Origin of the sequence: Arthrobacter sp. B0490, assembly GCF_002929355.1 — a bacterium.
GTDB lineage: Bacteria > Actinomycetota > Actinomycetes > Actinomycetales > Micrococcaceae > Arthrobacter_D.
Window position 1 is genome coordinate 202,718 of sequence record NZ_PJIR01000005.1, and the last position, 25,069, is coordinate 227,786.

25 protein-coding genes, 2 tRNA genes and 1 pseudogene are annotated in these 25,069 nt (G+C 70.0%); 13 read left to right on the forward strand and 15 right to left on the reverse strand.

Annotated elements, in window-relative coordinates:
* Positions 1–207: 207 nt before the first annotated feature.
* Positions 208–1,173, forward strand: coding sequence for an acyltransferase family protein (locus tag CXQ97_RS10425; protein ID WP_258062491.1), 966 nt, complete (start codon positions 208–210; stop codon positions 1,171–1,173).
* 22 nt (positions 1,174–1,195) lie between these two features.
* Here CXQ97_RS10425 and CXQ97_RS10430 read toward each other — a convergent pair whose 3' ends face one another.
* A complete protein-coding gene (locus tag CXQ97_RS10430) occupies positions 1,196–1,627 on the reverse strand; it encodes a DUF6314 family protein (RefSeq protein WP_104180795.1) in 432 nt (143 codons plus the stop codon).
* A 108-nt stretch (positions 1,628–1,735) separates the two neighbouring features.
* On the opposite strand from CXQ97_RS10430, the gene CXQ97_RS10435 reads away from it, so the two are divergent.
* On the forward strand, positions 1,736–2,176 hold the full coding sequence (locus CXQ97_RS10435; RefSeq protein ID WP_306739822.1) for a MarR family winged helix-turn-helix transcriptional regulator: 441 nt from the start codon (positions 1,736–1,738) through the stop codon (positions 2,174–2,176).
* A 34-nt stretch (positions 2,177–2,210) separates the two neighbouring features.
* Here the strand turns inward: CXQ97_RS10435 and CXQ97_RS20320 are convergent, their stop codons facing one another.
* Together CXQ97_RS20320 and CXQ97_RS10440 are read right to left on the reverse strand one after the other, a co-directional pair.
* Positions 2,211–2,339 carry a hypothetical protein gene (locus tag CXQ97_RS20320; RefSeq protein WP_258062473.1) on the reverse strand — a complete coding sequence of 43 codons (129 nt, stop codon included), beginning with the start codon at positions 2,337–2,339 and terminating at the stop codon, positions 2,211–2,213.
* A gap of 55 nt (positions 2,340–2,394) precedes the next feature.
* The gene (locus CXQ97_RS10440) at positions 2,395–2,829 is read right to left on the reverse strand and encodes a DUF1810 domain-containing protein (RefSeq protein ID WP_104180797.1); all 435 of its coding nucleotides are present in this window, start codon (positions 2,827–2,829) and stop codon (positions 2,395–2,397) included.
* A gap of 85 nt (positions 2,830–2,914) precedes the next feature.
* Here CXQ97_RS10440 and trxA point away from each other — a divergent pair, with 85 nt between their 5' ends.
* The gene (trxA, locus tag CXQ97_RS10445) at positions 2,915–3,307 is read left to right on the forward strand and encodes a thioredoxin (protein WP_104180798.1); all 393 of its coding nucleotides are present in this window, start codon (positions 2,915–2,917) and stop codon (positions 3,305–3,307) included.
* A gap of 79 nt (positions 3,308–3,386) precedes the next feature.
* Here trxA and CXQ97_RS10450 read toward each other — a convergent pair whose 3' ends face one another.
* Together CXQ97_RS10450 and CXQ97_RS10455 are read right to left on the reverse strand one after the other, a co-directional pair.
* Complete coding sequence (locus CXQ97_RS10450; RefSeq protein WP_104180799.1) at positions 3,387–3,677, reverse strand: putative quinol monooxygenase; 291 nt, start codon at positions 3,675–3,677, stop codon at positions 3,387–3,389.
* A gap of 95 nt (positions 3,678–3,772) precedes the next feature.
* Positions 3,773–4,747 (reverse strand): DNA-3-methyladenine glycosylase, encoded by a 975-nt coding sequence (locus CXQ97_RS10455; RefSeq protein WP_104180800.1) that lies wholly within the window; start codon positions 4,745–4,747, stop codon positions 3,773–3,775.
* A 126-nt stretch (positions 4,748–4,873) separates the two neighbouring features.
* On the opposite strand from CXQ97_RS10455, the gene CXQ97_RS10460 reads away from it, so the two are divergent.
* Entirely contained in the window at positions 4,874–6,151 is a 1,278-nt protein-coding gene (locus tag CXQ97_RS10460; protein ID WP_258062474.1) for a CapA family protein, read from the forward strand.
* Here the strand turns inward: CXQ97_RS10460 and CXQ97_RS10465 are convergent.
* On the reverse strand, positions 6,148–7,230 hold the full coding sequence (locus tag CXQ97_RS10465) for a tartrate dehydrogenase (protein ID WP_104180801.1): 1,083 nt from the start codon (positions 7,228–7,230) through the stop codon (positions 6,148–6,150). The genes CXQ97_RS10460 and CXQ97_RS10465 overlap by 4 nt on opposite strands.
* A 40-nt stretch (positions 7,231–7,270) precedes the next feature.
* The gene (locus tag CXQ97_RS10470) at positions 7,271–7,639 is read right to left on the reverse strand and encodes a hypothetical protein (protein ID WP_146069623.1); all 369 of its coding nucleotides are present in this window, start codon (positions 7,637–7,639) and stop codon (positions 7,271–7,273) included.
* Between the two features lie 119 nt (positions 7,640–7,758).
* Between CXQ97_RS10470 and CXQ97_RS10475 the strand changes: the two genes are divergently transcribed.
* Together CXQ97_RS10475 and CXQ97_RS10480 are read left to right on the forward strand one after the other, a co-directional pair.
* Positions 7,759–9,135 (forward strand): cystathionine beta-synthase, encoded by a 1,377-nt coding sequence (locus CXQ97_RS10475; RefSeq protein ID WP_104180803.1) that lies wholly within the window; start codon positions 7,759–7,761, stop codon positions 9,133–9,135.
* Between the two features lie 24 nt (positions 9,136–9,159).
* Positions 9,160–10,320, forward strand: coding sequence for a cystathionine gamma-synthase (locus CXQ97_RS10480; protein WP_104180804.1), 1,161 nt, complete (start codon positions 9,160–9,162; stop codon positions 10,318–10,320).
* Between the two features lie 296 nt (positions 10,321–10,616).
* On the opposite strand, the gene CXQ97_RS10485 is transcribed toward CXQ97_RS10480, so the two are convergent.
* The 3 genes from CXQ97_RS10485 to CXQ97_RS10495 all read right to left on the reverse strand — a co-directional run bounded on the left by CXQ97_RS10485 (position 10,617) and on the right by CXQ97_RS10495 (position 14,213).
* Entirely contained in the window at positions 10,617–12,152 is a 1,536-nt protein-coding gene (locus CXQ97_RS10485; protein WP_258062475.1) for an LTA synthase family protein, read from the reverse strand.
* A 417-nt stretch (positions 12,153–12,569) separates the two neighbouring features.
* The gene (locus CXQ97_RS10490) at positions 12,570–12,995 is read right to left on the reverse strand and encodes a hypothetical protein (protein ID WP_104180806.1); all 426 of its coding nucleotides are present in this window, start codon (positions 12,993–12,995) and stop codon (positions 12,570–12,572) included.
* Positions 12,996–13,007: 12 nt separating this feature from the next.
* The gene (locus tag CXQ97_RS10495; protein ID WP_104180807.1) at positions 13,008–14,213 is read right to left on the reverse strand and encodes an amidohydrolase; all 1,206 of its coding nucleotides are present in this window, start codon (positions 14,211–14,213) and stop codon (positions 13,008–13,010) included.
* Positions 14,214–14,358: 145 nt separating this feature from the next.
* On the opposite strand from CXQ97_RS10495, the gene CXQ97_RS10500 reads away from it, so the two are divergent.
* From CXQ97_RS10500 to CXQ97_RS10530, 7 genes are all read left to right on the forward strand, one after another.
* Positions 14,359–15,714, forward strand: a complete 1,356-nt coding sequence (locus CXQ97_RS10500) for a glycosyltransferase 87 family protein (RefSeq protein ID WP_181035037.1) — start codon at positions 14,359–14,361, stop codon at positions 15,712–15,714.
* The gene (locus CXQ97_RS10505) at positions 15,714–17,315 is read left to right on the forward strand and encodes an ATP-binding protein (RefSeq protein ID WP_104180809.1); all 1,602 of its coding nucleotides are present in this window, start codon (positions 15,714–15,716) and stop codon (positions 17,313–17,315) included. Before CXQ97_RS10500 ends, CXQ97_RS10505 begins: the two co-directional genes overlap by 1 nt.
* On the forward strand, positions 17,312–17,986 hold the full coding sequence (locus CXQ97_RS10510; RefSeq protein ID WP_104180810.1) for a response regulator: 675 nt from the start codon (positions 17,312–17,314) through the stop codon (positions 17,984–17,986). The genes CXQ97_RS10505 and CXQ97_RS10510 overlap by 4 nt, the downstream gene beginning before the upstream one ends.
* A gap of 46 nt (positions 17,987–18,032) precedes the next feature.
* Positions 18,033–18,686 carry an MOSC domain-containing protein gene (locus CXQ97_RS10515; protein ID WP_104180874.1) on the forward strand — a complete coding sequence of 218 codons (654 nt, stop codon included), beginning with the start codon at positions 18,033–18,035 and terminating at the stop codon, positions 18,684–18,686.
* A gap of 355 nt (positions 18,687–19,041) precedes the next feature.
* The gene (locus CXQ97_RS10520) at positions 19,042–20,934 is read left to right on the forward strand and encodes a DEAD/DEAH box helicase (protein WP_306739852.1); all 1,893 of its coding nucleotides are present in this window, start codon (positions 19,042–19,044) and stop codon (positions 20,932–20,934) included.
* 126 nt (positions 20,935–21,060) lie between these two features.
* Positions 21,061–21,132, forward strand: a tRNA-Thr gene (locus CXQ97_RS10525).
* A gap of 54 nt (positions 21,133–21,186) precedes the next feature.
* Positions 21,187–21,260, forward strand: a tRNA-Met gene (locus CXQ97_RS10530).
* A gap of 110 nt (positions 21,261–21,370) precedes the next feature.
* Here the strand turns inward: CXQ97_RS10530 and CXQ97_RS19845 are convergent.
* From CXQ97_RS19845 to CXQ97_RS10550, 5 genes and pseudogenes are all read right to left on the reverse strand, one after another.
* Complete coding sequence (locus CXQ97_RS19845) at positions 21,371–21,541, reverse strand: hypothetical protein (RefSeq protein ID WP_181035038.1); 171 nt, start codon at positions 21,539–21,541, stop codon at positions 21,371–21,373.
* The gene (locus tag CXQ97_RS10535; protein ID WP_104180811.1) at positions 21,538–21,999 is read right to left on the reverse strand and encodes a hypothetical protein; all 462 of its coding nucleotides are present in this window, start codon (positions 21,997–21,999) and stop codon (positions 21,538–21,540) included. The genes CXQ97_RS19845 and CXQ97_RS10535 overlap by 4 nt, the downstream gene beginning before the upstream one ends.
* Before the next feature lie 59 nt (positions 22,000–22,058).
* Positions 22,059–23,227 (reverse strand): annotated as a pseudogene (locus tag CXQ97_RS10540) (RtcB family protein).
* Between the two features lie 72 nt (positions 23,228–23,299).
* On the reverse strand, positions 23,300–23,929 hold the full coding sequence (locus CXQ97_RS10545) for a bifunctional 2-polyprenyl-6-hydroxyphenol methylase/3-demethylubiquinol 3-O-methyltransferase UbiG (protein WP_258062476.1): 630 nt from the start codon (positions 23,927–23,929) through the stop codon (positions 23,300–23,302).
* On the reverse strand, positions 23,919–25,019 hold the full coding sequence (locus tag CXQ97_RS10550) for an NAD(P)/FAD-dependent oxidoreductase (RefSeq protein WP_104180812.1): 1,101 nt from the start codon (positions 25,017–25,019) through the stop codon (positions 23,919–23,921). The genes CXQ97_RS10545 and CXQ97_RS10550 overlap by 11 nt, the downstream gene beginning before the upstream one ends.
* Positions 25,020–25,069: the final 50 nt, after the last annotated feature.

Below are 25,069 nucleotides of genomic sequence, written 5' to 3' on the forward strand. Positions count from 1 at the left end.
GTCTGAACAGGACGCCGTCGGATAAGTAAAGCGAATGGACTAATTCATGTCAACGGTTCCGGGCCCCCTGGTGTCTTCGTCAACTCCTTCCTCCGCCGCCCATCCGGGCAGGGGTGTCCACCGAAGTACCGGGACCCATGCTTACAGTGGGATCTCGACGCCGGGGAGGCCACCATCAGCGGTACTGCAGGCACACGGATCGGCTGGCTGGACAGCCTGCGCGGTGTCGCCATCCTCCTCGTCGTCGTGCTGCACGCGGGGGAGGCCCTTCGCGTCGCGGTGGGCCCCACGCCGGGACTCGACCAGGTCAACCTCTTCCTCGAACCGTTCCGGATGCCCGTGCTGATGTTCCTCTCGGGGATCCTGCTGCCGCGGTCGGTCGCGAAGTCCGGACGCGAGTACTTCGCCGGCAAGGTCTCCATGGTGGCCTGGCCCTACCTGCTGTGGTCGCTCATCATCCTCGCCGCGAGCGGGGACATCAGCGCGGGCCGACTGGCCGAGATCGCCTATCTCTCGCCGACCTACCTCTGGTACCTGTGGTTCATCCTCGTCTTCTACGCTCTGGCCTACCCGCTGCGGCGCGTCCCGCCCCTGGTCGTCGCCGGGGCGGCCCTGGCGCTCCGCCTCGTCCTGCCGGATGCCGGCCGGCCCGGGACCATGGCGTTCCTCGCGGCCTTCTTCTTCTTCGGAGCGTGGTGTGCCCGTCATGCGGGGCTGGTGGAGCGGGCCATCGGCAAGCCCTGGGTGCTGGCGCTGGCGGCGGCCTCGGCGGTCACCGTAGGGGTCCTCAACGTGGCCGGCCGCGACGTGCTGTACCGGGGCGAGTTCGTCTGGGGCGCGGTGGGCGCGCTCGGCGTCGTCTGCTGGATCTTCCCGCGGCTCCGCGCGAACCGCGCCACGGCGGCGCTCGAGTTCGTGGGACGCTACTCCATCGTCTTCTACGTGGTGCACCTCGGGCCCATCATGGTCACCCTCGCCCTTGCCGACGCCGTCGGGTTGGCCGGGACATGGTTGCTGCCGTTGCTCCTGGTCGTGGGGGTGGGCGTTCCGCTCGGACTCGCCTGGGTGTACTCCACCCGGGAGCACGCGTCGGTCGACCTGCTGTTCGAGTTGCCCGCCCTCAAGCGGCGTCCCGTGGTGACGGCACCCGCCGTCCGCAGGTCGGGAGCCTGAGCGGTTCTCACGCGGGTCTGCGTCAGATCCGCGTGAGGACCGTCGTCAGCAGGTGATCCTTGGCGGGGCCCGTGACGTCCCAGGAGTAGTCGATCGCGTCGCCCGCCGTGACCGTGAAGTCCACGCGGTAGGTGTCCGGGGAGCAGTCGTGCTCGTCGCGGGCCGTACCGGAGCGCAGGTCGAGGCGGCACAGCACGCGTCCGTCGGGGAAGGTGACGGTCAGCCCCGAGCCCTCGGCGCCGATGCGATACGAGCGGGAGGCAGGGCCCTGGAAGGAGGCCCAGTGGACCGTGCCCTCCTCGTCCCAGCGCAGGCCGCCGTCGTCGGGCGTGAAGGTGGTGATCCCCGTGAACGTACCCGTCGTGCCGCTTCGCCGATCCAGGAGCCGCCGCCGGGTGGACCATGCCCCGGCGAGGAAGGCGAGGGGGTCGGGCACGGGGATCCCGCTGTGCATTGCTGGCTCCTCCATGGGCCCCCTCCCGTCGGTTCACCCCACGCTAGCCCGGGCCGCACGACGGCGCACCTTGCCGACGACACGCGGTAAATGTTAGGCTACCTAACTGTGAGCCCTTCCACGACGGATTCCCGACTGCTCGCCCTCGCGCAGTCCTTCCGCACCACGCTGCGCCACGCCGTCTACCTCAGCCGCTCCATGGACAGCGACGGGGAGCTCACCACCATGCAGATGAGCACGCTGAGCATGGCCGCCGAGGAGCCCCTGCGCGTGAGCCGCGTCGCCGCGAACCTCGGCGTCCGGGTGCCCTCGGCCACCGAGCAGATCATCAAGCTCGAACAGGCCGGCCTCGTCATCCGCAGGCCCGACCCCACCGACTCGCGTGCCGTCCTCGTGCAGCTCACCGGCCCGGGCCGCGACGCCTGGACGGCGGCCAGCACGCGCCGCAACGAGCGCGTGGCCGCCCTGCTCGACCAGCTCGACGACGACGAGAGGGCCACGCTCGCCGCCGCCCTGCCGGTCATCGAGAAACTCACCTCCACCGCCTGAGGCACGGCCGCCGGCGACCACCGGCGACGGCACGTCAGCCGAACCACCCGGGAGTGCCCGCGTGCCCCCGGGTCCCGGCGCCGGTACCTCCCGGCCGGGAGCCGCGTCCCACGTCCGCGGAGGCTGCCGTCATGGTGCTCGTGGCGGGCGTCGTGGTCCTCACCGGCCGCGCCTCGCCTGCGCCTGCCGTGGGGGCCCGGAAGCGGAACAGGACGGCGTCAGCCCGCCAGGATCGACGTGGTCGCCTCGTCCTCGACTCCGGCGTAGTACCGGTCCAGCAGCGCCTTGAACCATGGCTCCTGAGGGCCGGCCGCGTTGAAGAGCGTCAGGGAGGACTGCAGCTTCCGGGCGTCGATCCCGCCGAGCACCGCGACCGGATCATTGCCCTCGAGGTTCAGGAGAGCGTGGACACCCTCCATCAGCCGGGGTCCGAGCACGGGATGCGACAGGTACGCACGGGCCTCGTCGAGCGAGCCGATGGCGTACCGTACCGACGTCGGGCTGCTGCCGAGCCCCGCGATCTGGGGGAAGACGAACCACATCCAGTGACCGGTCTTGCGGCCGCGCTGCAGCTCCGCGAGGGCCTGCGTGTAGGTGCCGTGGGCATCCTGTGCCTCCACGAATCGCGCCAGGTCATAGGGGTCGTCGGTCACTCGTGCCTCCGGGGTCGTCGTCCAGATTCTTCATCGGTAGCGAACAGGCCTGACAAGCGTGTGCGCGGGTCGCTAGCGTTGAAGGATGTCGACAATCAATATCACCGAGGCAAGCTTCCCGGAAACCATCGAGGGCAACGACATCGTGTTCGTTGACTTCTGGGCCGACTGGTGTGGCCCGTGCAAGCAGTTCGCGCCGGTGTACGACGCCGTGTCGCAGCAGCACGAGGACGTCACCTTCGCCAAGGTGGACACCGAGGCCGAGCAGTCGCTCGCCGCCGCTGCGGGGATCACGTCCATCCCGACGCTCATGGCGTTCCGCGACAAGGTCCTCGTCTTCTCCCAGCCCGGCGCGCTCAACGCGACCCAGTTCGGCGAACTCGTCGAGGCCGTGAAGAGCCTGGACATGAAGGCCGTCCACGAGCAGATCGCCCAGCAGGGCGCGGCGGGCAGCGCCCCCTCCACCGACGCGCAGTAGGCGTCCCCAGGACGACGGGAGCCCCGCACGCGAGTGCGGGGCTCCCGTCGTCGGGTGATGCGGTCCGCCGGGTGGCCTGTCAGGCCGCCTGGTCCGAGCGGACCATGTCCACGGGCCGGGCGAGCAGTGCGCTGAGGGATTCGCCGAGGTCCTGGACGGCGGGGCCGCCCAGGTGCGTGTCGAGCAGTTCGGTGGACTCCCACTGCTCGGTCAGGACGATGCGGTCCTCCTGCGCCTCCGTGATCTCGTAGCGGATGCAGCCGGGCTCCTGCACCACCTGTTCGATGGCGATGTCCAGGGCGAGCTTCACGCGGAAGAACTCGCCGTCGAGCGGGGTGAACACAGCGGTGACGTCTACGGGTCGGGTCATCCTCCCACCCTAGCGGCGTGCCGGCCGTCCGCCGCATCACCGCCGCATCACCGCCGCCCCGGTGCGGGGTCGGGTCCACGCTCGACGCTCGACGCCTAACGGTGGCGGTGGTCCTCGGGGGACAGGCGCGGACCGTACGCCTGCTTGCGGAAGCCGCTCGCGTACAGGGTCCGCACCACGCGCTGGCGCTGGCCCTTCCACGGCGCGAGGAGTTCGATCATCCCGGCGTCGTCGGTGCGCCGTCCCGTGAGCGCCGCGCCCACATAGGCCGCGAGGTGGTAGTCGCCCACCGAGATGGAGTCGGGGCAGCCGTGCGTCCGCTGCACCACCTCCGCCACGGTCCAGACACCGATGCCCGGGACGGAGCGCAGGCCCGTCCGGACGGCGTCGCCGCCGGGCTGGGAGCCGAGCCGCTCGAGGCCGCTCGCCACGAGGGCGGCCTTGAGGATGGTCGTCGAGCGTTTCGCATCCACTCCGGCCTTGTGCCAGTCCCAGGAGGGGACGCGGCGCCACTGCTCGGCGGTCGGGGGGAGGCGGAGCCCCGCGGGCGCGAGGCCCCCGGCATCCGGGGCAGGATCGCCGTAGCGGGTCAGCAGATAGCGCCAGGAACGCTTCGCCTCGAGGTTCGTGACCTTCTGCTCGAGGATCGCCCGCACGATCGTGTCCAGCATGCGGCCCGACGCCGGCAGGCGCAGCCCCGGGTTGAGGTACCTCCCCTTCCGGGCGAGCTCCGGCAGTGTCGCGGTGAACGCGGCGCTGTCGAACGCGCTCCAGTCGTCCCCGGCGCCGAGCAGGCGCGGAACGGACCCGAGTGCCAGGGCCGCGCCCGGGCCCCACGCCGTCGCCTGGATCCGGCAGTCGTTCAGGGAGCCACGCTGCCGCAGGGCGAGCGTGACCGGGCCGTCGGCGGTACGGTACGCGAGCCAGTGGTCCGGTCCCTGGACGATGAAGGAGGGGTCGTGTGCCCCGCACCGCAGGGTGCCGACCGTCCCCGCAAGGTTGTAGGGGCCGTCGGGGAGCCACTCCGCGGCCTCCGCACCCGACGGCACGACGGCGGGAGCAATGGTCATGCATCCATGGTGTCACGGTGCGCGCACCGTCCCGGCCCTCGACGGCGTGTCATGCCGTCCGTTCCACGCGGCAGTGGCGCGGGAGTAGCATCGGGCATCCGGTGGAATCGTCCTGAGGACCAGCAGATGACCGAGGCGCGCAGGGATGGGGTGGGCATCGCCATGTCCGCAGTCAGGGGGCCGCGCCGTCGCGCGCCGGGCACGGTCGGACGCCTCGCCGTCCTCCTGTGCGCCGTCCTGCTGTGCGGCGGGTGCACCGGCGATGGATCCGAGGACGCGGCGGGGACCCCGGCCCCGCGGCAGGCCGCTCCGGACCGCGCGCCGTCACCGTCCTCGTCTCCGGCGCCGTCGTCGAGGGCCTGCGAGGACTGTGCCAGTGTCGTGGTCACGGGGGACCTCCTGGTGCATCCGCAGTTGTGGGAGCAGGCCGCGGCGGATGCGGCGGTGACGGGAAAGCTCCCCCTCGACTTCGAACCCCTGCTCGCGGGTCAGCGTCCCTACCTCTCGGCCGCCACGCTGGGGATCTGTCACCTCGAGACGCCCGTGGCCGACGCGGACGGACCCTTCGCAGGGTACCCGCGGTTCAACGTCCCCCCGCAGATCATCGGCGCTGCCGTGGACGTCGGCTACGACGCATGCACCACGGCGAGCAACCACTCCCTGGACTGGGGTCCGGAGGGCGTGGAACGGACGCTTGCCGCCCTGGACGCGGAGGGCCTCGAGCACACGGGTTCCTATGCCGGCGCCCTGGAGGCGGAGGAGGCCCTGATCCTCGACCGGCCGGAGGCGAGGGTGGCGGTCATCGAAGCGACGTACGGCCTGAACGGGCTCGTGGCGGATCAGCCCTGGCGGGTGGACCTGCTCGACGCGCCGGCGATGATCGCGAAGGCCACGGCCGCCAGGGCCTCGGGAGCGGACATCGTGGTCGCTGCACTGCACGCCGGCGACGAGTACGCCTCCAGTCCGAACGCCCAGCAGACGGAGGTCGCGCACGCGCTCGCCGACAGCGGTCAGGTGGACTTCATCTACGGCCATCACACGCACTCCGTCCTGCCCATCGAGAGGTACAAGGGCGTCTGGATCGTCCATGGCCTGGGGAACGGCGTCACCGAGCTGTCGCCGGTCTACGAGGTCAACAACGAGGGGCTGATGGTCCGGGCCCGTTTCAGCCGCGACGAGGCGGGTGCCTGGTCGGTGTCCGGGCTCGACTGGCTGCCGTCCCTGATCGTCGCCGGGCCCTACCGCTGGTGTTCCCTCGCCCCCGACCGGCCCGTGGGCGCGTGCTCGTCGCCCGGGCACGAGGCAGCCGTCCGGGAGCGCACGCGCACGGTCGTCGAATCCCTCGGTGCCGACGATGCGGGAGCCCGCCAGTGGGACCTCTCCGCCGAGGGGGCGGGCGGCTAGGAGGCCGCCGCGACGGTGGACGCGATCGTCGTGCCGAGGCTCGACGTCGTCCCGGTCCCCCCGAGATCGCGGGTCAGCGCATCGCCGCCGGTCGCGAGCACCGATTCGATGGCGGTGAGGATCCCGGCCGCCGCGTCCGCCTCGCCGAGGTGCTCCAGCATCATCGAGGCGCTCCAGATCTGGCCCACCGGATTGGCGATGCCCTGGCCCGCGATGTCCGGAGCGGAGCCGTGGACCGGCTCGAACAGGCTGGGGAACGTGCGGTCCGGGTTGATGTTGCCGCTGGGGGCCACGCCGATCGTCCCCGTGCAGGCGGGGCCGAGGTCGGAGAGGATGTCACCGAACAGGTTGCTTGCAACGACCACGTCGAACCAGTCGGGGTGGAGGACGAAGTTCGCGCAGAGGATGTCGATGTGGAACTTGTCGACACGGACGTCGTCGTAGTTCGCCGCCATCGCCTCCACCCGCTCGTCCCAGTAGGGCATGGTGATCGAGATGCCGTTGCTCTTCGTCGCCGAGGTCAGGTGCTTCTTGTCCCTCGTCTGCGCGAGGTCGAACGCGTACCGGAGGATGCGGTCGACGCCCGTACGCGTCATGACGGTGTCCTGGATGACCGTCTCGCGGTCCGTGCCCTCGAACATCCTGCCGCCCACGCTCGAGTACTCGCCCTCGGTGTTCTCGCGGACCACGTAGAAGTCGACGTCGCCGGGCTTCCGGCCCGCCAGGGGGCTGGTGATGCCCGGCAGCAGCCGCACCGGGCGCAGGTTGACGTACTGGTCGAAGTGGCGCCGGAACTGCAGCAGGCTGCCCCACAGGGACACGTGGTCGGGGACGACGTCGGGCCAGCCCACGGCGCCGAAGAAGATCGCGTCGAAGCCCCGCAGTTCCTCGAACCAGCCGTCGGGGAGCATCTGCCCGTGCCGCAGGTAGTAGTCGGCGCTGGCGTAGTCGAACTCGACGGCGTCGATCGTGAACCCGTACCTGTCGGCTGCCGCCCGGAGGGACCGCAACCCCTCCGGCATGACCTCCTTGCCGATGCCGTCGCCGGCGAGGACCGCGATCCGGTAGGTGTTCGTCATGGCAGGGTCTCCTCGTCGGCGGGCGGCGTACCGTCCCAGCCTAGGCTCCCGCCTCCAGGGCCCACAGCACGACGACGGCGGCCGGCAGCATCACCGCGGCGGCCGGCGGCCGGCAGCCCGGCCACGGCGAACGGCACCCACCGGACCGTGATGCCGCGTGACCGGAGCCGCTCGGCCCAGAGCAGTGCGGCGAGCGAGACCCACCGGGTGACGGGGGGGCGAAGTTCACCCCGAGGAGCAGGACCGCCGTCGTAGCCGGCGAGAAGGCGGTGCAGGCGACCGCGAGGAGGACGGCGACGAGCCACAGGACCACGACGCGACCGCGGGCGAGGCGTGCCAAGGCCGAGATCACGCGTCCGAAGACTCCTGCGGAGAACAGGAGGCCCGTGACGACGGTCAGGGTGGTCACGAAGAGCACGATCGGCCGGAAGCGGGTCCACAACTCCGCGCGCGTCGCCAGGTCGGTCCGCGTCCTGCGGCGTAACGGCGGCGCGGAGGTTGGGGCCGCAAGCCGGTAGCGTTGTAGCCATGAAGTATGCGAATTCCATCGTCGACCTGATCGGCAACACCCCGCTGGTCAAGCTCAACTCCGTCACCGACGGCATCAAGGCCACAGTCCTCGCGAAGGTCGAGTACCTCAACCCGGGCGGATCGGTGAAGGACCGCATCGCGGCGAAGATCATCGACGCCGCCGAAGCAGAGGGCAGGATCAAGCCCGGCGGCACCATCGTCGAACCGACCTCCGGCAACACCGGCGTCGGGCTCGCCCTCGTCGCCCAGCAGCGCGGCTACAAGTGCGTCTTCGTGGTGCCCGACAAGGTGGGCGAGGACAAGCGGAACGTCCTGAAGGCGTACGGGGCGGAGGTCGTGGTGACCCCGACCGCCGTCGCACCCGACAGCCCCCAGTCCTACTACGGCGTCTCCGACCGACTGGTCCGCGAGATCCCCGGCGCCTACAAGCCCGACCAGTTCTCCAACCCGAACGGGCCGCTGAGCCACTACGAGACCACCGGCCCTGAGATCTGGGACGATACCGACGGCACGGTCACGCACTTCGTCACGGGCGTGGGCACCGGCGGCACCATCACCGGCACCGGGCGGTACCTCAAGGAGGTCTCCGCCGACCGCGAGGGTGGCCCTGTCCGCATCATCGGCGCCGATCCGGACGGCTCCATCTACTCGGGTGGCACCGGCCGCCCCTACTTCGTCGAGGGCGTCGGCGAGGACATGTGGCCCGACTCCTACGACCCCGCCGTCCCCGACGAGATCCATGCCGTCACCGACGCCGAGAGCTTCGAGATGACCCGGCGCCTCGCCCGCGAGGAGGGCCTGCTGGTCGGCGGGTCGTGCGGCATGGCCGTCGTCGCGGCGCTCCGGATCGCGAAGGATCTCACGGAGGACGACGTCGTGGTGGTCCTCCTGCCCGACGGCGGGCGCGGCTACCTCGGCAAGATCTTCAACGACGACTGGATGAGGTCCTACGGCTTCATGGACGGCGGTGAGGAATCGAGCGTCGGTGAGGTGCTGCGGACCAAGAGCGGATCGATGCCGGACCTCGTCCACACCCACCCCTCGGACACGGTCCGCGACGTCATCTCGATCATGGACGAGTACGGCGTCTCCAGCATCCCCGTGCTGTCGCAGGAACCCCCCGTGAAGATGGGCGAGGTGCTCGGGTCGATCGACGAGCGCTCCCTCACCGCGAAGATCTTCCACGGCGAGGCGAAGCTCACGGACCGGATCTCGGAGCACATGGACGCGAAGCTGCCCATCATCGGGTCGCTCGAATCCATCGGAACGGCACGCGAACGGCTCCAGGACAGCGACACGCTGATGGTGACGTTCGTCGGGTCTCCGGTGGGAATTCTTACGCGCCACGACTTGCTGACATACATGAGCAAGTAACCACCCACGGATTCCAGGAGCATCGTGACCCACTCCGCCCAGGGCTTCAACACCCGAGCCGTCCACGCCGGACAGACCCCCGATCCCACCACGGGAGCGGTGATCCCCGCGCTGTACCAGACCACCACGTTCGCGCAGGACGGCATCGGCAAGCTGCGCAACGGCTACGAGTACGGCCGGGGCGGCAACCCCACGCGGGACTCGCTGCAGGTGCAGATCGCTGCGCTCGAGGGCGGGCGGCATGCCTTCAGCTTCTCGTCCGGTCTCGCCGCGGAGGACGCCCTGATCCGCGCCGCACTCCGGCCGGGTGACCACATCGTGCTCGGCAATGACGCGTACGGCGGCACCTACCGCCTGATCGACCGGGTCCTGTCCGAGTGGGGCATCACCAACTCCGCCGTCGACATGGCCGACGCGGATGCCGTCAGGGCTGCCATCGCCGGGAACAACACCAAAATGGTCTGGGTCGAGACACCGTCGAACCCGATGATGAAGATCACCGACATCGCCGCGACGGCGCAACTCGCGCACGACGCCGGGGCCCTCCTCGTCGTCGACAACACCTTCGCCTCGCCCTACCTGCAGCAACCGCTCACCTTCGGTGCGGACGTCGTCGTGCACTCGACCACCAAGTACATCGGCGGCCACTCGGATGCCAGCGGTGGCGCCGTCGTCGTGGACGACGACGAGCTCGCCGAGAAGATTGGCTTCGTGCAGTTCGCCGTCGGCGCCGTCTCAGCACCGATGGAGGCCTGGCTGACGACGCGCGGCCTCAAGACCCTCGGGGTCCGCATGGACCGTCACTCCTCGAACGCGACGGCGATCGCCCGCTGGCTGCAGCAGCAGGACGAGGTGGAGCGCGTCTTCTACCCAGGTCTGCCCGAGCATCCCGGCCACGATCTCGCTGCCGCGCAGATGAAGGATTTCGGCGGCATGATCTCCGTGACCTTCAAGGGTGGGGCGGAGGCCGCGAAGAAGGTTGCGGAGTCGACGCACGTCTTCCTGCTCGCGGAGTCCCTCGGCGGGATCGAGTCGCTGATGAACTACCCGTCCGACATGACGCACGCCTCGGTCAAGGGCACCGAACTGGCGGTCCCGGAGAACCTGATCCGCCTGTCCGTCGGCATCGAGGACATCGAGGACCTGATCGGCGACCTCGAGCAGGCCATCTCGGCCCTGCGCTAGCACTCCACGACGGAAGGCCCCCCTCATCGGGAGGGGCCTTCCGTGTGCCTCGGGACTGTTCCGAGCCGGTGTGTCGGGGGTGCACGCCGAAACCCCGCCGTACCGCGTGGTGGTGCCGCCGCGCCGGGCGTCCGGACCCGGGGCAACGCCCCCGCGGACCTGTGCCGCCGCGCCGGGCGTCCGGACCCGGGGCAACGCCCCCGCGGACCTGTGCCGCCGCGCCGGGTGTCCGGACCCGGGGCAACGCCCCCGCGGACCTGTGCCGCCGCGCCGGGTGCCTCCGACCGCGCCGGGCGCTACCGGGCGGTGTCCTCGCCGGCCCAGGCCTCGCCGTAGAACTGAGGGGAGTTCGAGTTCAGCAGTTCGGCATAGTCGTCCTGCCCCAGCGCCTGCGCCGAACTCTCCGGGATCTCCGGGGTGAATACGGAGACGCCCAGCCCGGCTTCATGGTTCGTCAGCGTCAGACCCGCGGCCTCCAGGATCGTGGGATACATGTTCAGCTGGTCCACGCCGGGGCGCAGCGTGCTGTTCCTGTCCGCACCCGGCACCCAGATCCGATTGAAGATGGTGCGGTTGTCGTTGTCGTCCAGTTGCTCGTGGAAGGCGTCACCGGCGCTCATGTGCTTGAGGTGGTCGCCCATGATCACCACGGCGGTGTCCTCGAGGTAACCCTTCTCCTCCATGTGGTCCACGAAACCGGCCACCTGCGTCATCGAGCAGGCGAACACGGATGTCACCTCGTTCTGCGTATCGACGTTGCAGTAGTCGAAGACGTGAACCGGCTCGTGGGTGTCCAGCGTCAGCATGGAGAGGTTGAACGGCTGCCCGGTCCGCTCCGCCTCGGCGTGCAGCTCGTCGATCTCGTCCTTCGCATAGGCCATGAGGCGTTCGTCGCTGAGGCCCCAGTCGCTGCGGAAGTTCTCCAGCGGTTCGCCGGCAGCACGCCAGTCGGAGAGGTCCTTCATCTCTGCGTACCCGTGGGTGCTGAGGAAACTGTCCTTCCCCGCGAAGGAGGCATTGGCGCCACCGAGGAAGACGCTCCTGTAGCCGTGCTCGCCCAGGACGTCGCCCAGGCAGGTGGACCCTCCGAGGTAGGTGTCGACGTCGCCGTCGAGCTCGTCGTCGGTGCCGCTGCTCGACGTGGTGCCCTTGCCCTTCAGCGGGACGCCGCACTGCGTCGAGGTGAGACCGGCCATCGTCCAGCCGCCGCCCTTGTACTGCTGGAGACCGTCCACGCTCTGCCAGCCGTCCGCGGCCTTCGTGACCTCCTTCAGCGGGACGAACGCGTCCTTCTCGAAGAGCTGGTCGTCCGCGAGGGTGGCCTCGCCGGACTCGAGGTAGATGAGTACCAGGTTGCGCTTGTACTGATCGCTGGCGACGGTGGGTTCCACGTGGAAGTTGCCCAGCTCGTACTCGGAGTTCGCAGCCTTGATGTAGTCCCCTACGCCCACCGCTGTGGCGAAGGCCGTGGTACCGCCGACGACCACGGTGGCGACAAGGGCGGTGGAGACGCTGCGCATCATCCACTGCTTGCGCCGGGTGCGCCCGCTGTCGCCGTCGCGGCGGCGCTTGCGGCGCCGGACGTACTGCCACGAGGCGATCCCGGCCGTGAGGAGCGGGGGAGCGACGCCGACCGCCAGGATGCCGATCCAGACGATCGCTCCGCCCCCACCGTCGGTCTCCACGGACATGAGGTTGAGGAGCATCTGGCCGACGGAGATCTCGCCCCAGTAGAAACGGATGCCGACGGCGGCGATGAGCGACGCGAGCCCCGCCCAGATGAGGACATAGATCAGGACGTACCCCATGACGACGCCGACCCGTCGGGTCACGTGACGAATCCGGCCTGACATGGCAACACCTCGCGTTCGAGGTGCCCGCGTCTTCGCCGAACACCCTTGACATACGACCCGGTCCCGGGACGCTAGAAGCCTAGTGCCGCAACTTTACCCGTTCAAGACCGGTTCACCTGTCAGACACCCTCCGTTCATCGCAGCGGGCCGTGTACCCTGAGCGCCGATCGGTATGGCGGCGGCCCGTTGTCGGACAGCCGCGCCGGGTGCTCAGGTCCGGGGGGAAGGTGCCGCGGGTGTGGGCGGCCGCGCCGGGTGCTCAGGTCCGGGGGGGAAGGTGCCGCGGGTGTGGGCGGCCGCGCCGGGTGCTCAGGTCCGGGGGGAAGGTGCCGCGGGTATGGGCAGCCGCGCCGGGTGTGCAGGCCCGGCGCTCAGGTCCGGTGCTCAGGTCCGAAGCTAGCGGGACCCCGGCAGCCGGAACCGCTTCTTCGCCTTCGGCTGCGTCAGCTGGAAGTAGTCGCTGCTCTGCGGCAGCCACATGAGCAGGACGGCGACCAGCATCGCACCCGCGATCAGGGACAGCCCGGGCGTCCCGCGGACGACGATGGGCACTCCCACGATGATCCCGATGGTGCTCAGCACCTCCCGCGCACTCCTCCTGCCCCGCCGCAGCGGGAGCAGGAGGAGCAGCTGCAGGACGGCGAGTGCCCCGAAGAGCGCACCGAGCCCGATGAAGCCGGCCCGCTCGAGATCCTGCACCGCGGCCGACGTGATGAAGGTTGCCGACGCGACGAGCAGCAGTACGGCGATGACGAGCCACAGGACGATCGCCGCACGCAGCGTGAAGGGTCGGGGCGGCAGGCTGTTCGTGCGGGGTCTCATCGGGCGGTCGGCCTAGCCCCGGGGAGCGACGGTGCCGCTGGAGGTCTCGGTGTCGTAGGAGTAGACCTCCGTGCCGCCGATCCACACCTGCAAGGCGCGCTGCATGACGTCGAGCGGGTCACCGCTCCACAGCACCAGGTCCGCGTCCTTGCCGACGGCGAGCGAGCCGAGACGATCAGCGAGCCCGAGGACCTTCGCCGGGTTGATGGTGATGGAGCGCAGCGCCGTCTCGCGGTCCAGGCCCTCCTTGATCGCGAGCGTGGCCTGGTGCACGAGGAAGTTGATCGGGATGACGGGGTGGTCGGTGATGATCGAGATCTCCACGCCTGCCCGGGCGAGCTTGCCGGGGTTGGCGATGGAGCGGCCGCGCAGCTCCACCTTCGACTTGGTGGTGAAGAGCGGCCCGATCAGGACGGGGGTGCCGCGTTCCGCCAGGACGTCCCCGAGCAGGTGCGCCTCGGTGCCGTGGTCGAGCACGAGGTCGTACCCGAACTCGTCGGCGAGCCGGAGGGCTGTCGCGATGTCGTCCGCGCGATGTGCGTGCTGACGCCAGGGGATCTCCCGGCGCAGGACCATGGCGAGGGCCTCGAGGTGCGGATCGCGCGCGTTCTCGTCCGCCTTGCCCATGTAGTTCTGCGCCTTCATGAACGCCTCGCGGATGACGAGCGCGGTGCCGAGGCGTGTGGACGGCATCTTGCCCTTGCCGCCGTACACGCGCTTCGGGTTCTCGCCGAGCGCCGACTTCAGTCCGCTGGGGGAGCGCAGCACCATCTCCTCGAGGTAGCGGCCGTGCGTGTGGAGAGCGACGGCGAGGCCACCGATGGGGTTGCCGGAACCGGGATTCACGTTGACCGTGGTCACGCCGCCCGCGAGGGCGTCGTCGAACCCCGGGTCGTACGGGTTGATGGCGTCGATCGCCCGGACGCCGGCCGTGTTCGGTTCGGTCATCTCGTTGGTGTCGTCGCCGGCCGTGCCCTCGCCCTCCTCGTGCGTGCCGAGGTGGACGTGTGCGTCGACGAAGCCCGGGAGCAGCCACTTGCCGCCGGCGTCGACGACCGTCGCGCCGTCGGGCACCCCGACCGAGGCGCCGAGGGCCGTGATGCGACCGTCCTGGACGACGACGGTGCCGTCGAAGGGCTCGCCGTCGATCGGGACGACGTGCGCGTTGGTGATGGCGGTGATGGAAGCGGGAGGGGTGTTTCCGCTGGGGGATGGCATCGGTGCACGGGCCTTTCGAAGGAGAGCGGGGTGATTTCCAACATACCCGTACGCGGGCGACACCCCGGGGCCGTGCCTACACTGGATGAGCCGTTCCCGGGCCACTCGCGTCCGGCGCACGAACCACGCCCTTCGGAAGGAAAGCATGAGCCAGCGCAGTAGCCCGGCGATGGTCCGGGCGCTGGCCCTCGTCGCCTCGGTGGTGGTGGCCGCGGCACTGGCCCTCTGGGCGTTCACGTGGGCCGACTTCATCGGCCTCGACTTCCGGGTCTACCGCATGGGCGGACAGTCCGTGGTCGACGGCGACGGTTCCCTCTACACGCGGTCCTTCGGCGAGGGCAAGGGTTCGCTCCTGTTCACCTATCCGCCGTTCGCGGCCCTGGCCTTCACCGTCCTGACGCTCGTGAGCGCGGAGACCGGGGCCATCCTCTTCGTGGGCGTGTCGGTGCTCATCGCGGCCGCGACGTCCCTGCTCGCCACCCGGTACCTCGGGGGCTTCCGGAGCCTGCAAGGCGTGGTCACCCACCCGACGGCGCTGCCCCTCGCCATCGCCGGCACGGGCCTGGTCTGCCTGCTCGGCCCGTGGCGCGAGACGATGGCGTTCTCGCAGGTCAACATCCTGCTCTTCGCGATGATCGCCGCGGACCTGCTCTCGGGACCGCACCGCCGGATGCCGACCGGCCTGCTGACGGGCATCGCCGCCGGCGTGAAGCTGACGCCCCTGGTCTTCGGCCTGTACTTCCTCGTGCGCGGCGAGTGGAAGCAGCTGTTCACCATGGCAGCCGGATTCTTCGGGACCATCGCGCTCGGGTTCCTCCTCCTCCCGGCGGAATCGACGACGTACTGGCTGCAGATGCTCCGCGACACCGGGCGGATCGGCGGCGAAGGCTATGTGGACAACCTGTCGGTCCGCGGGGCCATCCTCCATTTCCTGGGTCCGGACTTCCCCTCCACCGTCCCGTGGCTCGTCGTCTCCCTCCTGCTCGTCGCCGCCACGTCCTATGTCATCCGGGCGTCCGCGCGCCGGCGGGACCGCTTCCTGCCGATGGCCATGACGTCGCTGCTCATGCTCCTCATCTCACCCATCTCGTGGTCGCACCACTGGGTCTGGATCGTCGTCGTCCTGGCGGTCCTCGCCGGTCAGGCCGCGGGGCTGCCCGCCGGTCTGCGGGCCTACCGGACGACGGCGGCCGTCCTCTTCGTGGTCACCCTCCTGGTCTTCATCTACTCGCCGAAGTCGATCGGCCTGCTGTTCGGTGCCGAGGACCTCGACTCGCAGCTGACCACCGGGTGGCTCATGGCCTCCAGCGCCGGCGTGTTCTGCGCCCTCGCCATCACGGTCTTCTGGGTCCTCCTGTCACGGACCCTGCAGCGGGCCGGGGGTGCCGCGGGCGGGCAGGTGCAGGAACCCGACCACGCCGTCGGCCGGAGGGGGAACGCCCGGACCGGAGCGACAGCCGGTCTGCTGCCCGACGCCGCCCCCGGCGCGCGCAACCGCTGATGGCCGCCGCGTCCCGGCGCACCCTCGCAGCTCCTGTCGGCCGTCCGCGCGTCGTCGCGGGCTGTGCGGTCGCGCTGGTCCTGCCACCGCTGCTCGAGGCGGCCGTGTTCACGGTGGGGAATTCGCTGCTCGCCGTCGACGTCCTCTTCCAGCTCGCCGGCGTGATCGCCGTCGCGCTGATCGGAGGCCTCTGGCCCGCGCTGCTGGCCGCCCTGTGGAGCAGCATCATCCTGAACTACACCTCGACGGAGCCCTTCGGTTCCCTCGAGATCTCGGACCCCGCGAACGTGATCACGGTCCTGATCTTCATCACCGTCGCGGTCACGGTGTCGCTCGTCGTCGGGCTCTCGGCCCGGAGGTCGCGCGAGGCGGTCCTCGCACAGCAGGAGGCCGCGCTGCTCGGCGAGCTGGCGCGTGGAGTGCTCGCCGAGGAGGACACCCTGCAGGGGTTCCTGCGCCACGTCCAGGTCCAGTTCGACGTCGAGGCGGTGGCCCTGTTCGGGCCGGCCGGGTCGGGGGCCGGTGCTGCAGCGGGCGAGCCGCCGGCCGGTGTGACAGCCCGTGAGCGCAAGGCCCTCGCCGTGCGCACCCACCCGGTCACGGACGGTGCCGCCGGATCGCGGGATGCGGCAGGCCCTCGACGGGTGGCACCACAGGCGGTGCGCCCCGGCACGGGAGGGCCGCACGGATGCCGGACGACTGCCACGGACGGCTGGACGGCGGATCGCGCCACGGTGGTGGAGGCGGTCGACGGCGAGTTCTCCCTCGCGCTGTACGGGCGCCAGCTGACGGCGCGGGAGCGCGGCCTCCTGACCGCGTTCTCAGGCCAGTTGCGCTCCATGCTCCAGCGGGAGGAACTCCTGGCGAGCACCCGGACCAACCGGCGGCTCGTGGAGGGCAACGTCATGCGTACGGCGATCCTGCGCTCGGTGTCCCACGACCTCCGCACGCCACTGGCGGGCATCAAGCTCGCGGTGAGCAGCCTCCGGCAGTCCGATGTCAGCTTCTCCCAGGAGGACGAGGCCGAACTGCTGAAGACCATCGAGGACTATTCCGACAGGCTCGACGCGCTCGTGAACAACCTCCTCGACATGTCGCGCATCACCGGTGATGCCGTGAACGCCCATGTGCGGCCGCTGAAATGGATCGACGTCGTCGGGCCCGCCCTCGCCAATGTGACCGAGGACCGGGTGCGCGTCGTCATCCCGCCGAACCTGCCCGCGATCGAGGCGGATCCGGGCCTGCTGGAGCGCGTACTCGCGAACATCGTGGAGAACGCGGTGAAGTACGCCCCCGACGCGCCGATCGAGGTCACCGCGTCCATCGGCGGCACGGGCAGGGCGCTCATCCACGGGTTCCCGGCGAGCGAGCTGCGCGTGATCGACCACGGCCGCGGTGTGTCCCGGGACGACGTCGACGCCATGTTCCGCCCGTTCCAGCGCCTCGACGACGCCCCGTCGGGCGCGGGCGTGGGCCTCGGCCTCGCCGTGGCCAAGGGCTTCACCGAGGTGATGGGCGGGGTGCTCGACGCGGAGCAGACACCGGGCGGCGGGCTGACCCTCGTGATCCGCCTGCCCATCTCCACGGGAGCCGGCCAGTGACCCGGGTGCTGGTGGTCGACGACGAACCGCAGCTCCTCCGCGCGCTCGAGATCAACCTCCGCGCCTACGGCTACCAGTGCGTGACGGCGGTCGACGGCGAGACGGCGCTCGCCGCCGCGTCGGAGCACCACCCGGACATCATCGTGCTGGACCTCGGCCTGCCGGACCTCGACGGCGTCGAGGTCATCCGCCGCATCCGGGGCTGGTCGCAGGTGCACATCATCGTGCTGTCGGCCCGCCACGGCTCGCAGGACAAGGTCGATGCGCTCGACGCCGGCGCGGACGACTACGTGACGAAGCCCTTCGGCCTCGACGAACTGCTGGCGAGGCTCCGTGCCGCCGCCCGGCGGGCCGCCACCGACGTCGAGGCGCCGGTCATCACGACCCCCGACTTCACCCTCGACGCCGGTGCGCGGCGCGTGGTGAAGGAGGGGAGGGACGTCCGCCTCACGCCGACGGAGTGGAAGATCGTCGACCGGCTGATCGCGCGTCCGGGACGGCTCGTCTCGCAGCAGCAACTGCTGCTCGACGTGTGGGGGCCCGCCTACGCGAAGGACGTGCAGTACCTCCGCGTGTACATGGCGCAGTTGCGCAAGAAGCTCGAACCGGATCCGGGCACGCCCCGCTACTTCGTGACCGAGAGTGGCATGGGCTACCGCTTCGAGCCGTGACCCGCGCGAGGCCGGGAGGAGGACGGCCCCGCATAGGATGGTCGCCATGACCACTGGCACCCTCCTCGCCGTCTGTCGCGTGCACGCACTCCTGCCCACGAAGGACTCCACGGGGGTGACGGCGATCGACAAGCGCCCGGTCGACGGTCCGGTGCCCGTGCATCCGCTGGGGCTCACGGGCGATGTGCAGGCGAGCCGCAAGCACCATGGCGGCCCCACGAAGGCCCTCTACGCCTACTCGCAGGACGACGCCGACTTCTGGGCCCGTGAGCTCGGCCGCGACATCCCGCCGGGACTCTTCGGGGAGAACCTGCGCGTGGCCGGCGTCGACGCGTCGAACGCGGTGATCGGCGAGCGTTGGGCCATCGGCGACCAGGTGGTACTGGAGACGACCATGCCGCGCACGCCGTGCGTGAACTTCGCCCGCTACCTGGGGGAGCGGTCCTGGGTCCGGCGTTTCGCCGAGGCCAACCGCGTCGGCACGTACCTCGGCGTCGTGACGAAGGGCAGTATCGCGGCGGGCGATGCGGTCAGGCTCGTCAGCGTCCCCGACCACGGCATCACGGCCGCGCAGGTCTACGCCGGACTCGACGAGGAGCAGGCGCAGCGGCTGCTGGACGCCGCGGGGGCCGGGCAGCCCCTCGCACCGCAGGTGCGGAAGGCCGCGCTGCAGGGACTCAGGGTCGCCTCCCCGGCCTGACGTGCCGAAGGTCACGCGGCCGGCGTCGTCCCCGATGCCCGCTCGGGGCCGGGCGTGCCGTAGACTGGGAACATCCCCCACACCGGTATTCCCTTTATTTCCGCCCCTCGGGGCCGGATTGGTTGTGTTGGGGCTCGGAGCACAGACTCGCGAGCAGATTCATCAGGGAGCGCCGGCTAGAAGAAAAGTCACACATCACTGCTGAGAGAGCAGAGAGCAGCTGTGACAGGAAGTCCTGCCGCGGGATTGAAACAGTGCCGGATTTCTACGTTCATTCGGCCCTGCGGTCTCCCGCCAGGCCGTCCGGCACCTACCTGGAGGATTTTTCCCCGTGCCTGAAAACCTGCCCGAGAACATCACCCACACCACATCCGATGTCGAGAAGACCGCAGTGGTCCCCGCTGTCGAGTCCGACGACGTCGACGAGATCCGCTTCACCGACCTCAATCTCGACGGGCGCGTCCTGTCGGCACTGAACGATCTCGGCTACGAGAAGCCCTCCGCCATCCAGGCCGCCACCATCCCCGCCCTGCTCGAGGGCCGCGACGTCGTCGGCCTAGCACAGACCGGCACCGGCAAGACTGCAGCTTTCGCCGTTCCCGCGCTGTCGAAGATGGCCGAACTCGCCGACATCAACGGCGGACCCAGCAAGAACACGCAGGTCCTGGTGCTCGCACCCACCCGTGAGCTCGCGCTCCAGGTAGCGGAGGCCTTCACCTCGTACGCCAAGCACATGGAGGGCTTCACCGTTCTCCCGGTGTACGGCGGATCTCCCTACGGCCCCCAGCTCAACGGTCTCCGCCGTGGTGCGCAGGTCGTCGTCGGCACTCCGGGCCGCGTGATCGACCACATCGAGAAGGGATCGCTGGATCTCTCCAACCTCGAGTACGTGGTGCTCGACGAGGCCGACGAGATGCTGCGCATGGGCTTCGCCGAGGATGTCGAGAAGATCCTCTCCTCGACGCCCGCGGAGAAGCAGGTCGCCCTGTTCTCGGCGACCATGCCCCCGGCCATTCGCCGTATCGCGAAGAAGTACCTGAACGATCCTGCGGAGATCTCGGTCAAGGGCAAGACGACGACGGGCACCAACACCCGCCAGCGCTTCCTGCAGGTCATGGGTCCGCACAAGCTGGACGCGATGACCCGCATCCTCGAGGTCGAGGACTACGACGGTATCATCGCGTTCGTCCGGACCAAGCTGGCAACCGAAGACCTGGCGGACAAGTTGCGTTCACGGGGCTTCTCGGCTGCAGCCATCAACGGAGACATCCCCCAGCAGCAGCGCGAGCGAACCGTCGAGGCCCTGCGTGACGGCAAGATCGACATCCTCGTCGCTACGGACGTCGCCGCCCGTGGGCTGGACGTGGACCGCATCTCGCTCGTCGTGAACTACGACATCCCGAACGACACCGAGTCCTACGTGCACCGCATCGGCCGCACGGGCCGCGCGGGCCGCTCGGGCGACGCGATCCTCTTCATCACCCCGCGTGAGAAGTACCTGCTCCGTTCGATCGAGAAGGCCACGCGCCAGCCCGTCGAGCAGATGCAGCTGCCCTCCACGGCCACCATCAACGAGCTCCGCCTCGGCAAGTTCGCCGAGAAGATCACGCAGACGCTGGCCACCGAGGACGTGTCCCTGTTCCGCGATCTCATCGCCACGTACGAGCAGGAGCACGACGTGCCCGCCGCGGAGATCGCTGCCGCACTCGCCATCATGGCGCAGGGCGGCCAGCCGATCCTCGTGCAGGACATCCCGGTTGCTCCCGCCGGCCAGCGTGAGCGTGCCGACGGACGCAAGGATGCCTTCGGGTCACGGGGCCCGACGCGTACGCTCACCGAGGGCAACGCCACCTACCGCATCGCGGTGGGACGTCGCCAGCGCGTGATGCCGGGGTCCATCGTCGGTGCGATCGCCAATGAGGGAGGCCTGTCCTCGGCGCAGATCGGCGGCATCGACATCCGTGCGGACCACAGCCTCGTGGAGCTCCCCGCGGACCTGTCGAAGGACCAGCTGCGTGCCCTGTCCAAGACGCGCATCGGCGGCGAGCTCATCCACCTCGAGCTCGACAAGGGCCGCAAGCCTGCGGCCGGCCGTGGCGCCGGCGAGTTCAAGAAGCCCTTCAAGAAGGACTTCCCGAAGCGCGACGGCGACACCCGCTTCTCGGGTGACGACAGCCGCAAGCCCCGCCAGGGCAAGGGTGCCGGAGCCGGATCGGGACGCTCGAACGTCCAGTCCGAGCAGTGGTAGGACCTAGCTAGCCGACCCCGTCGGACCCGTGCCTGCACGGGTCCGACGCGGAATCCGGGGTCCGTCCACCAGGGCGGCCGTCGATTTCGCACCAGCGGCAGGGTGCTGGTAAAGTTTCTTGCTGTTGCCCCCCTAGCTCAGTGGTAGAGCGCGTTCTTGGTAAGAACGAGGTCACCGGATCGATTCCGGTGGGGGGCTCATGAATGAGGGGCCCGTGACGATCGGATGATCGGTGCGGGCAGCCTCATTTAGGGCGGTGTAGCTCAGCTGGTTAGAGCGCACGACTCATAATCGTGAGGTCGTGGGATCGAGTCCCACCACCGCTACAGGCAAGGCCCCGGAACCCAGGTTCCGGGGCCTTCTCCGTGTCCGGGGCAGGGAACGGCGAAGCCCGGCAGACGTGCCTGCCGGGCTTCAGTGGATGTCGTGCGGGCCGCTAGCGCTTCCCCGTCGCCGTGTCCTTCACGGACTGGGGTGTATCGCGGCCGAGCTGCTGGTCGAGGGCCACGCGGAGCCGTGCCTTCGCCGCCGTCACGCGGGGGGTGTCGGCTGGTCGCCGGGGCCCCTGTCCGGCAGGCGCTCCCGGTATCCGTACTGTGTCGGTCATCGGTCCTCCTCTGGTTGTTCGCCCTCGTCCCATTCTCCGGCACCGCGCTGGGGCAGTCCAGCGCTCTGGTCATCCGGGTTGACCACGGGATTGCTCACCCAGATCGCGTCGAGGATCAGCCGGTCCTCCTCCGTCGCCAGTTCGCTGTAGGAGAGCTGCAGCAGGGCCTCCACGCCGGCCTCCTGCCGGATCGGGTCGAGGGAGGTGGCCGCGTCGATGGCCCACTGGGTGCGCCGCCACCACTCCGCGCGATCGTCCGCGCGCCTCTTCTGCTCGAGCGCGGCCCGATCCGCCGTCGCGCGCTGTTTCAGTGTGGCGAAGGCCGACACCGTGGCGAGGGCCGCCGCGAGCAGGACGGCGAAGGGCGCCAGGGCGCCGACGATCTCCCACCACTGTGGATCGGACGCCGCGATCTCGACGACGACCGGCTCGGGGGTCTGCAGGGCCAGGACGGACATGGCGTCAGCGTAGCCGCCGCCACTCCCGCTCCCGGCGCTGCGCCCCGCCGTCCTGCCGGTCAGTCGCCCTTGACGTTGACGATCTGGCGGAGCGTCCGGCGGACGTCCACGAGGTCCCGTGCGTCCTGCATGACGACGTCGATGTCCTTGTAGGCAGCCGGGATCTCGTCGAGGAAGGCAGCGGTATCCCTGAATTCGATGCCCCGCATCGCTTCCCTGAGCTGGTCCTGCGTGAACCTCTTGCGGGCGGCGTTGCGGGAGTACTCGCGTCCGGCCCCGTGGGGTGCCGAGTTCATGGACTCCCTGTTGCCCTTGCCCGTGACCACGTAGGAGCGGGTCCCCATGGAACCCGGGATGAGTCCGGGACGCCCGGGGTCCGCGGCGATGGCACCCTTGCGGGAGAGCCAGACGTCCTCACCGTAGTGCGTCTCGCGCTGCGTGTAGTTGTGGTGGCAGTTGATGCGTTCGAGCTCCTGCACCGGGCCCCCACCCAGTCCGTGAACCGGCGCACCACGCGGTCCATCATCTCTTCGCGGTTGAGGAGGGCGAACCTCTGGGCCCACAGGAGTTCGCTGATGTAGCGGTCGAACTCGGGCGTCCCCTCCTCGAGGTACGCGAGGTCCTGATGCGGAAGGCCGATGGACCGCCGGGCGCAGTAGTCCTGCGCCGCACGGATGTGGTACTGGGCGATCCGGTTCCCGATGCCCCGCGAACCCGAGTGCAGGAACAGCCAGACGTCGTCCTCCTCATCGAGGGAGACCTCGATGAAGTGGTTGCCCGATCCGAGTGTGCCGAGTTGCAGCCGCCAGTGCTTCACGTAGCTCGCCGGATCGAAGCCGGCGGAGCGGGCGTCCTGCTCGAGGGTGTCGACGCGGGGCTGGGCGGACGCGCTCACACGCTTGTTGTCGTTCCCCGCGGAGAGGGGGACGGCCCGTTCGATGGACTCCCGCAGGGCGCGGCGGTCGAGGCGCGCGACGTCCCGGGCCGTGTGGCCCGTGCGGACGGCCACCATCCCGCAGCCGATGTCCACACCCACCGCTGCGGGGACGATCGCGCCGAGGGTCGGCAGGACCGACCCGACGGCGCAGCCCAGACCCAGATGGGCATCGGGCATCGAGGCGACGTGCGGGAAGACGAACGGCATGGAGCTCGTCATCCGGTTCTGCGCCAGTGTCACGTCATCGATGACGCTGGCGAAGTTCACGTACTTCTCGGTGATCCACTGCATCGGTCGAGGCTATCGAGGACCCGGGTGGCGGCGCACGGGGTGCGGACTCCCACCCGGGACCTTGCGCAGGCCTCAGCGGATGCGCACCGCATGCAGCACGGCGTCACTGATCCTCACGTCACGACCGTCCGACGTCCGCTCGACCCTCGGACGCGACTCGCACACCCGGACGTCCCAGGCGTCGTCGAGCAGCCCGGCGATCTCCTGCGGCGTGAAGAAGAGATCGGCCTGATGCGGCCGTCCCACCCCGGAGTGGAGGTCCGACGGGTCGTGGGCGACGATCAGGAGGCTGCCGCCCACGCCGACGAGCGCCGAGAGGGAACGGAACACCCGCGAGCGCTCCGGTTCGGGCAGGTGCATGAACTGGATGGAGACGAGGTCGAGGTCGTGGGGGAGGTCCGGCGCGGCCAGGAGGTCCGCCCGGCGCCAGGTGAGCCGCTCGGCGATCGACGGGTCGAGCTCGTCCGCATGCAGGCGGGCGCGGGAGAGGGCCACCTCGGAGACGTCGATGCCGAGGACGTCCCACCCGCGGGACGCGAGCCAGGCGGCATCGGCACCCTCACCACACCCGACGTCGAGCGCCCTGCCCGGGGGGAGGGCCTCCGCGACGTCGACGAGCTGCCTGTTCGGGCTGCCGCTCCAGATGCGTGCGCGCTGCCGGTAGCGGTCGTCCCAGAACTCCTGCGTGTACTCAACCAGCACGGCGAACCCCTTCTCGCAGATCGGAGCCAGCGGGCGCGGAGGCACCCGTGACCGGCCCATCATCCAACCCGTGGCGGCGGGTGCCAAGGACACGTTCGGATACCTCGGCCTCCCGCGGGGCCGCGAAGGCTCCGCGATAGCCGTCCACGGCCCATGCGGTCTCCTCCTCCACGAGGTCGGCGTTGATCGCCGCACCCGCCATCATGCCCTCGGCTGCCGCCACGACGACCTGCGCGGCGAGGTTGGAGACGTTGCCCGCGACGTAGACGCCCGGTGCCGCCGTCGAGCCCATCGGGCCACCGACGAGGGAGTGTCCCATGCCGGACGGATGCTCCTGCGCGGGGAGGCCGAGCGGCGCGAGCAGGGCGCCACGAGCCTCCATGCGGGTCCCGACGGCGAGCGCCTGCAGCCCGAAGCTCGTGCCGCCCCGCACGGTGACGCCTGTCAGGGTGCCGTCGGACGTGTCGACCGAGAGCACCGCGCCGTCGACCACCCGGATGGACCGCGCGGCCAGACGGTCCCATTCCTCGTCGGTCGGCACCACCCTGTCGTTGAGGAACAGCGTGATGTCGTCCGACCACTGCCGGAACAGGAGCGTCTGATGCACGGAGAGGGGTCCTGTGCCGAGCACGCCGATCCGATGGCCGCGGATCTCGTAGCCGTGGCAGTAGGGGCAGTGCACGACGCCGGCGCCCCACTGGTCCCGCAGGCCGGGGATGTCGGGCAGTCCGTCGGTGAGGCCGGTGGCGACGAGTATCCGGCGGCCGGTCACGCTCCGGCCGTCGGCGAGCTCCACGTCGAAGCCTCCGCTGCTGCGGCGGACGGTGACGGCCGCGCCCTCCACGAAGGACGCCCCGAAGGACTCGGCCTCCGCGCGGCCGGCGTCGAGCAGTGCACGCGGGCCCATGCCCTCGCGGGTCAGGAAGCCGTGGACTGCCTGTGCGGGCGCGTTGCGCGGCCGGCCGTCGTCGATGACGACGACGGACCGGAGCGCACGGCCCAGCGTGACGGCGGCGCTCAGGCCCGCGGCTCCGCCGCCGATGACGACGACGTCGTAGCGGGTGTTTCCAGGTCGGCTGATGGTTGCCATGGTGGGATCCCTTCTCTTGTGCTGATGGATCCAGCATCCGCAGGATCCTC

Bases quoted from the DNA above. Each gene is read 5' to 3' on its own strand.
- CXQ97_RS10430 (WP_104180795.1), bottom strand. From the start codon at position 1,627: ATGCACAGCGGGATCCCCGTGCCCGACCCCCTCGCCTTCCTCGCCGGG.
- trxA (WP_104180798.1), top strand. From the start codon at position 2,915: ATGTCGACAATCAATATCACCGAGGCAAGCTTCCCGGAAACCATCGAG.
- CXQ97_RS10450 (WP_104180799.1), bottom strand. From the start codon at position 3,677: ATGACCCGACCCGTAGACGTCACCGCTGTGTTCACCCCGCTCGACGGC.
- CXQ97_RS10455 (WP_104180800.1), bottom strand. From the start codon at position 4,747: ATGACCATTGCTCCCGCCGTCGTGCCGTCGGGTGCGGAGGCCGCGGAG.
- CXQ97_RS10460 (WP_258062474.1), top strand. From the start codon at position 4,874: ATGACCGAGGCGCGCAGGGATGGGGTGGGCATCGCCATGTCCGCAGTC.
- CXQ97_RS10465 (WP_104180801.1), bottom strand. From the start codon at position 7,230: ATGACGAACACCTACCGGATCGCGGTCCTCGCCGGCGACGGCATCGGC.
- CXQ97_RS10475 (WP_104180803.1), top strand. From the start codon at position 7,759: ATGAAGTATGCGAATTCCATCGTCGACCTGATCGGCAACACCCCGCTG.
- CXQ97_RS10490 (WP_104180806.1), bottom strand. From the start codon at position 12,995: ATGAGACCCCGCACGAACAGCCTGCCGCCCCGACCCTTCACGCTGCGT.
- CXQ97_RS10495 (WP_104180807.1), bottom strand. From the start codon at position 14,213: ATGCCATCCCCCAGCGGAAACACCCCTCCCGCTTCCATCACCGCCATC.
- CXQ97_RS10500 (WP_181035037.1), top strand. From the start codon at position 14,359: ATGAGCCAGCGCAGTAGCCCGGCGATGGTCCGGGCGCTGGCCCTCGTC.
- CXQ97_RS10505 (WP_104180809.1), top strand. From the start codon at position 15,714: ATGGCCGCCGCGTCCCGGCGCACCCTCGCAGCTCCTGTCGGCCGTCCG.
- CXQ97_RS10515 (WP_104180874.1), top strand. From the start codon at position 18,033: ATGACCACTGGCACCCTCCTCGCCGTCTGTCGCGTGCACGCACTCCTG.
- CXQ97_RS19845 (WP_181035038.1), bottom strand. From the start codon at position 21,541: ATGACCGACACAGTACGGATACCGGGAGCGCCTGCCGGACAGGGGCCC.
- CXQ97_RS10535 (WP_104180811.1), bottom strand. From the start codon at position 21,999: ATGTCCGTCCTGGCCCTGCAGACCCCCGAGCCGGTCGTCGTCGAGATC.
- CXQ97_RS10550 (WP_104180812.1), bottom strand. From the start codon at position 25,019: ATGGCAACCATCAGCCGACCTGGAAACACCCGCTACGACGTCGTCGTC.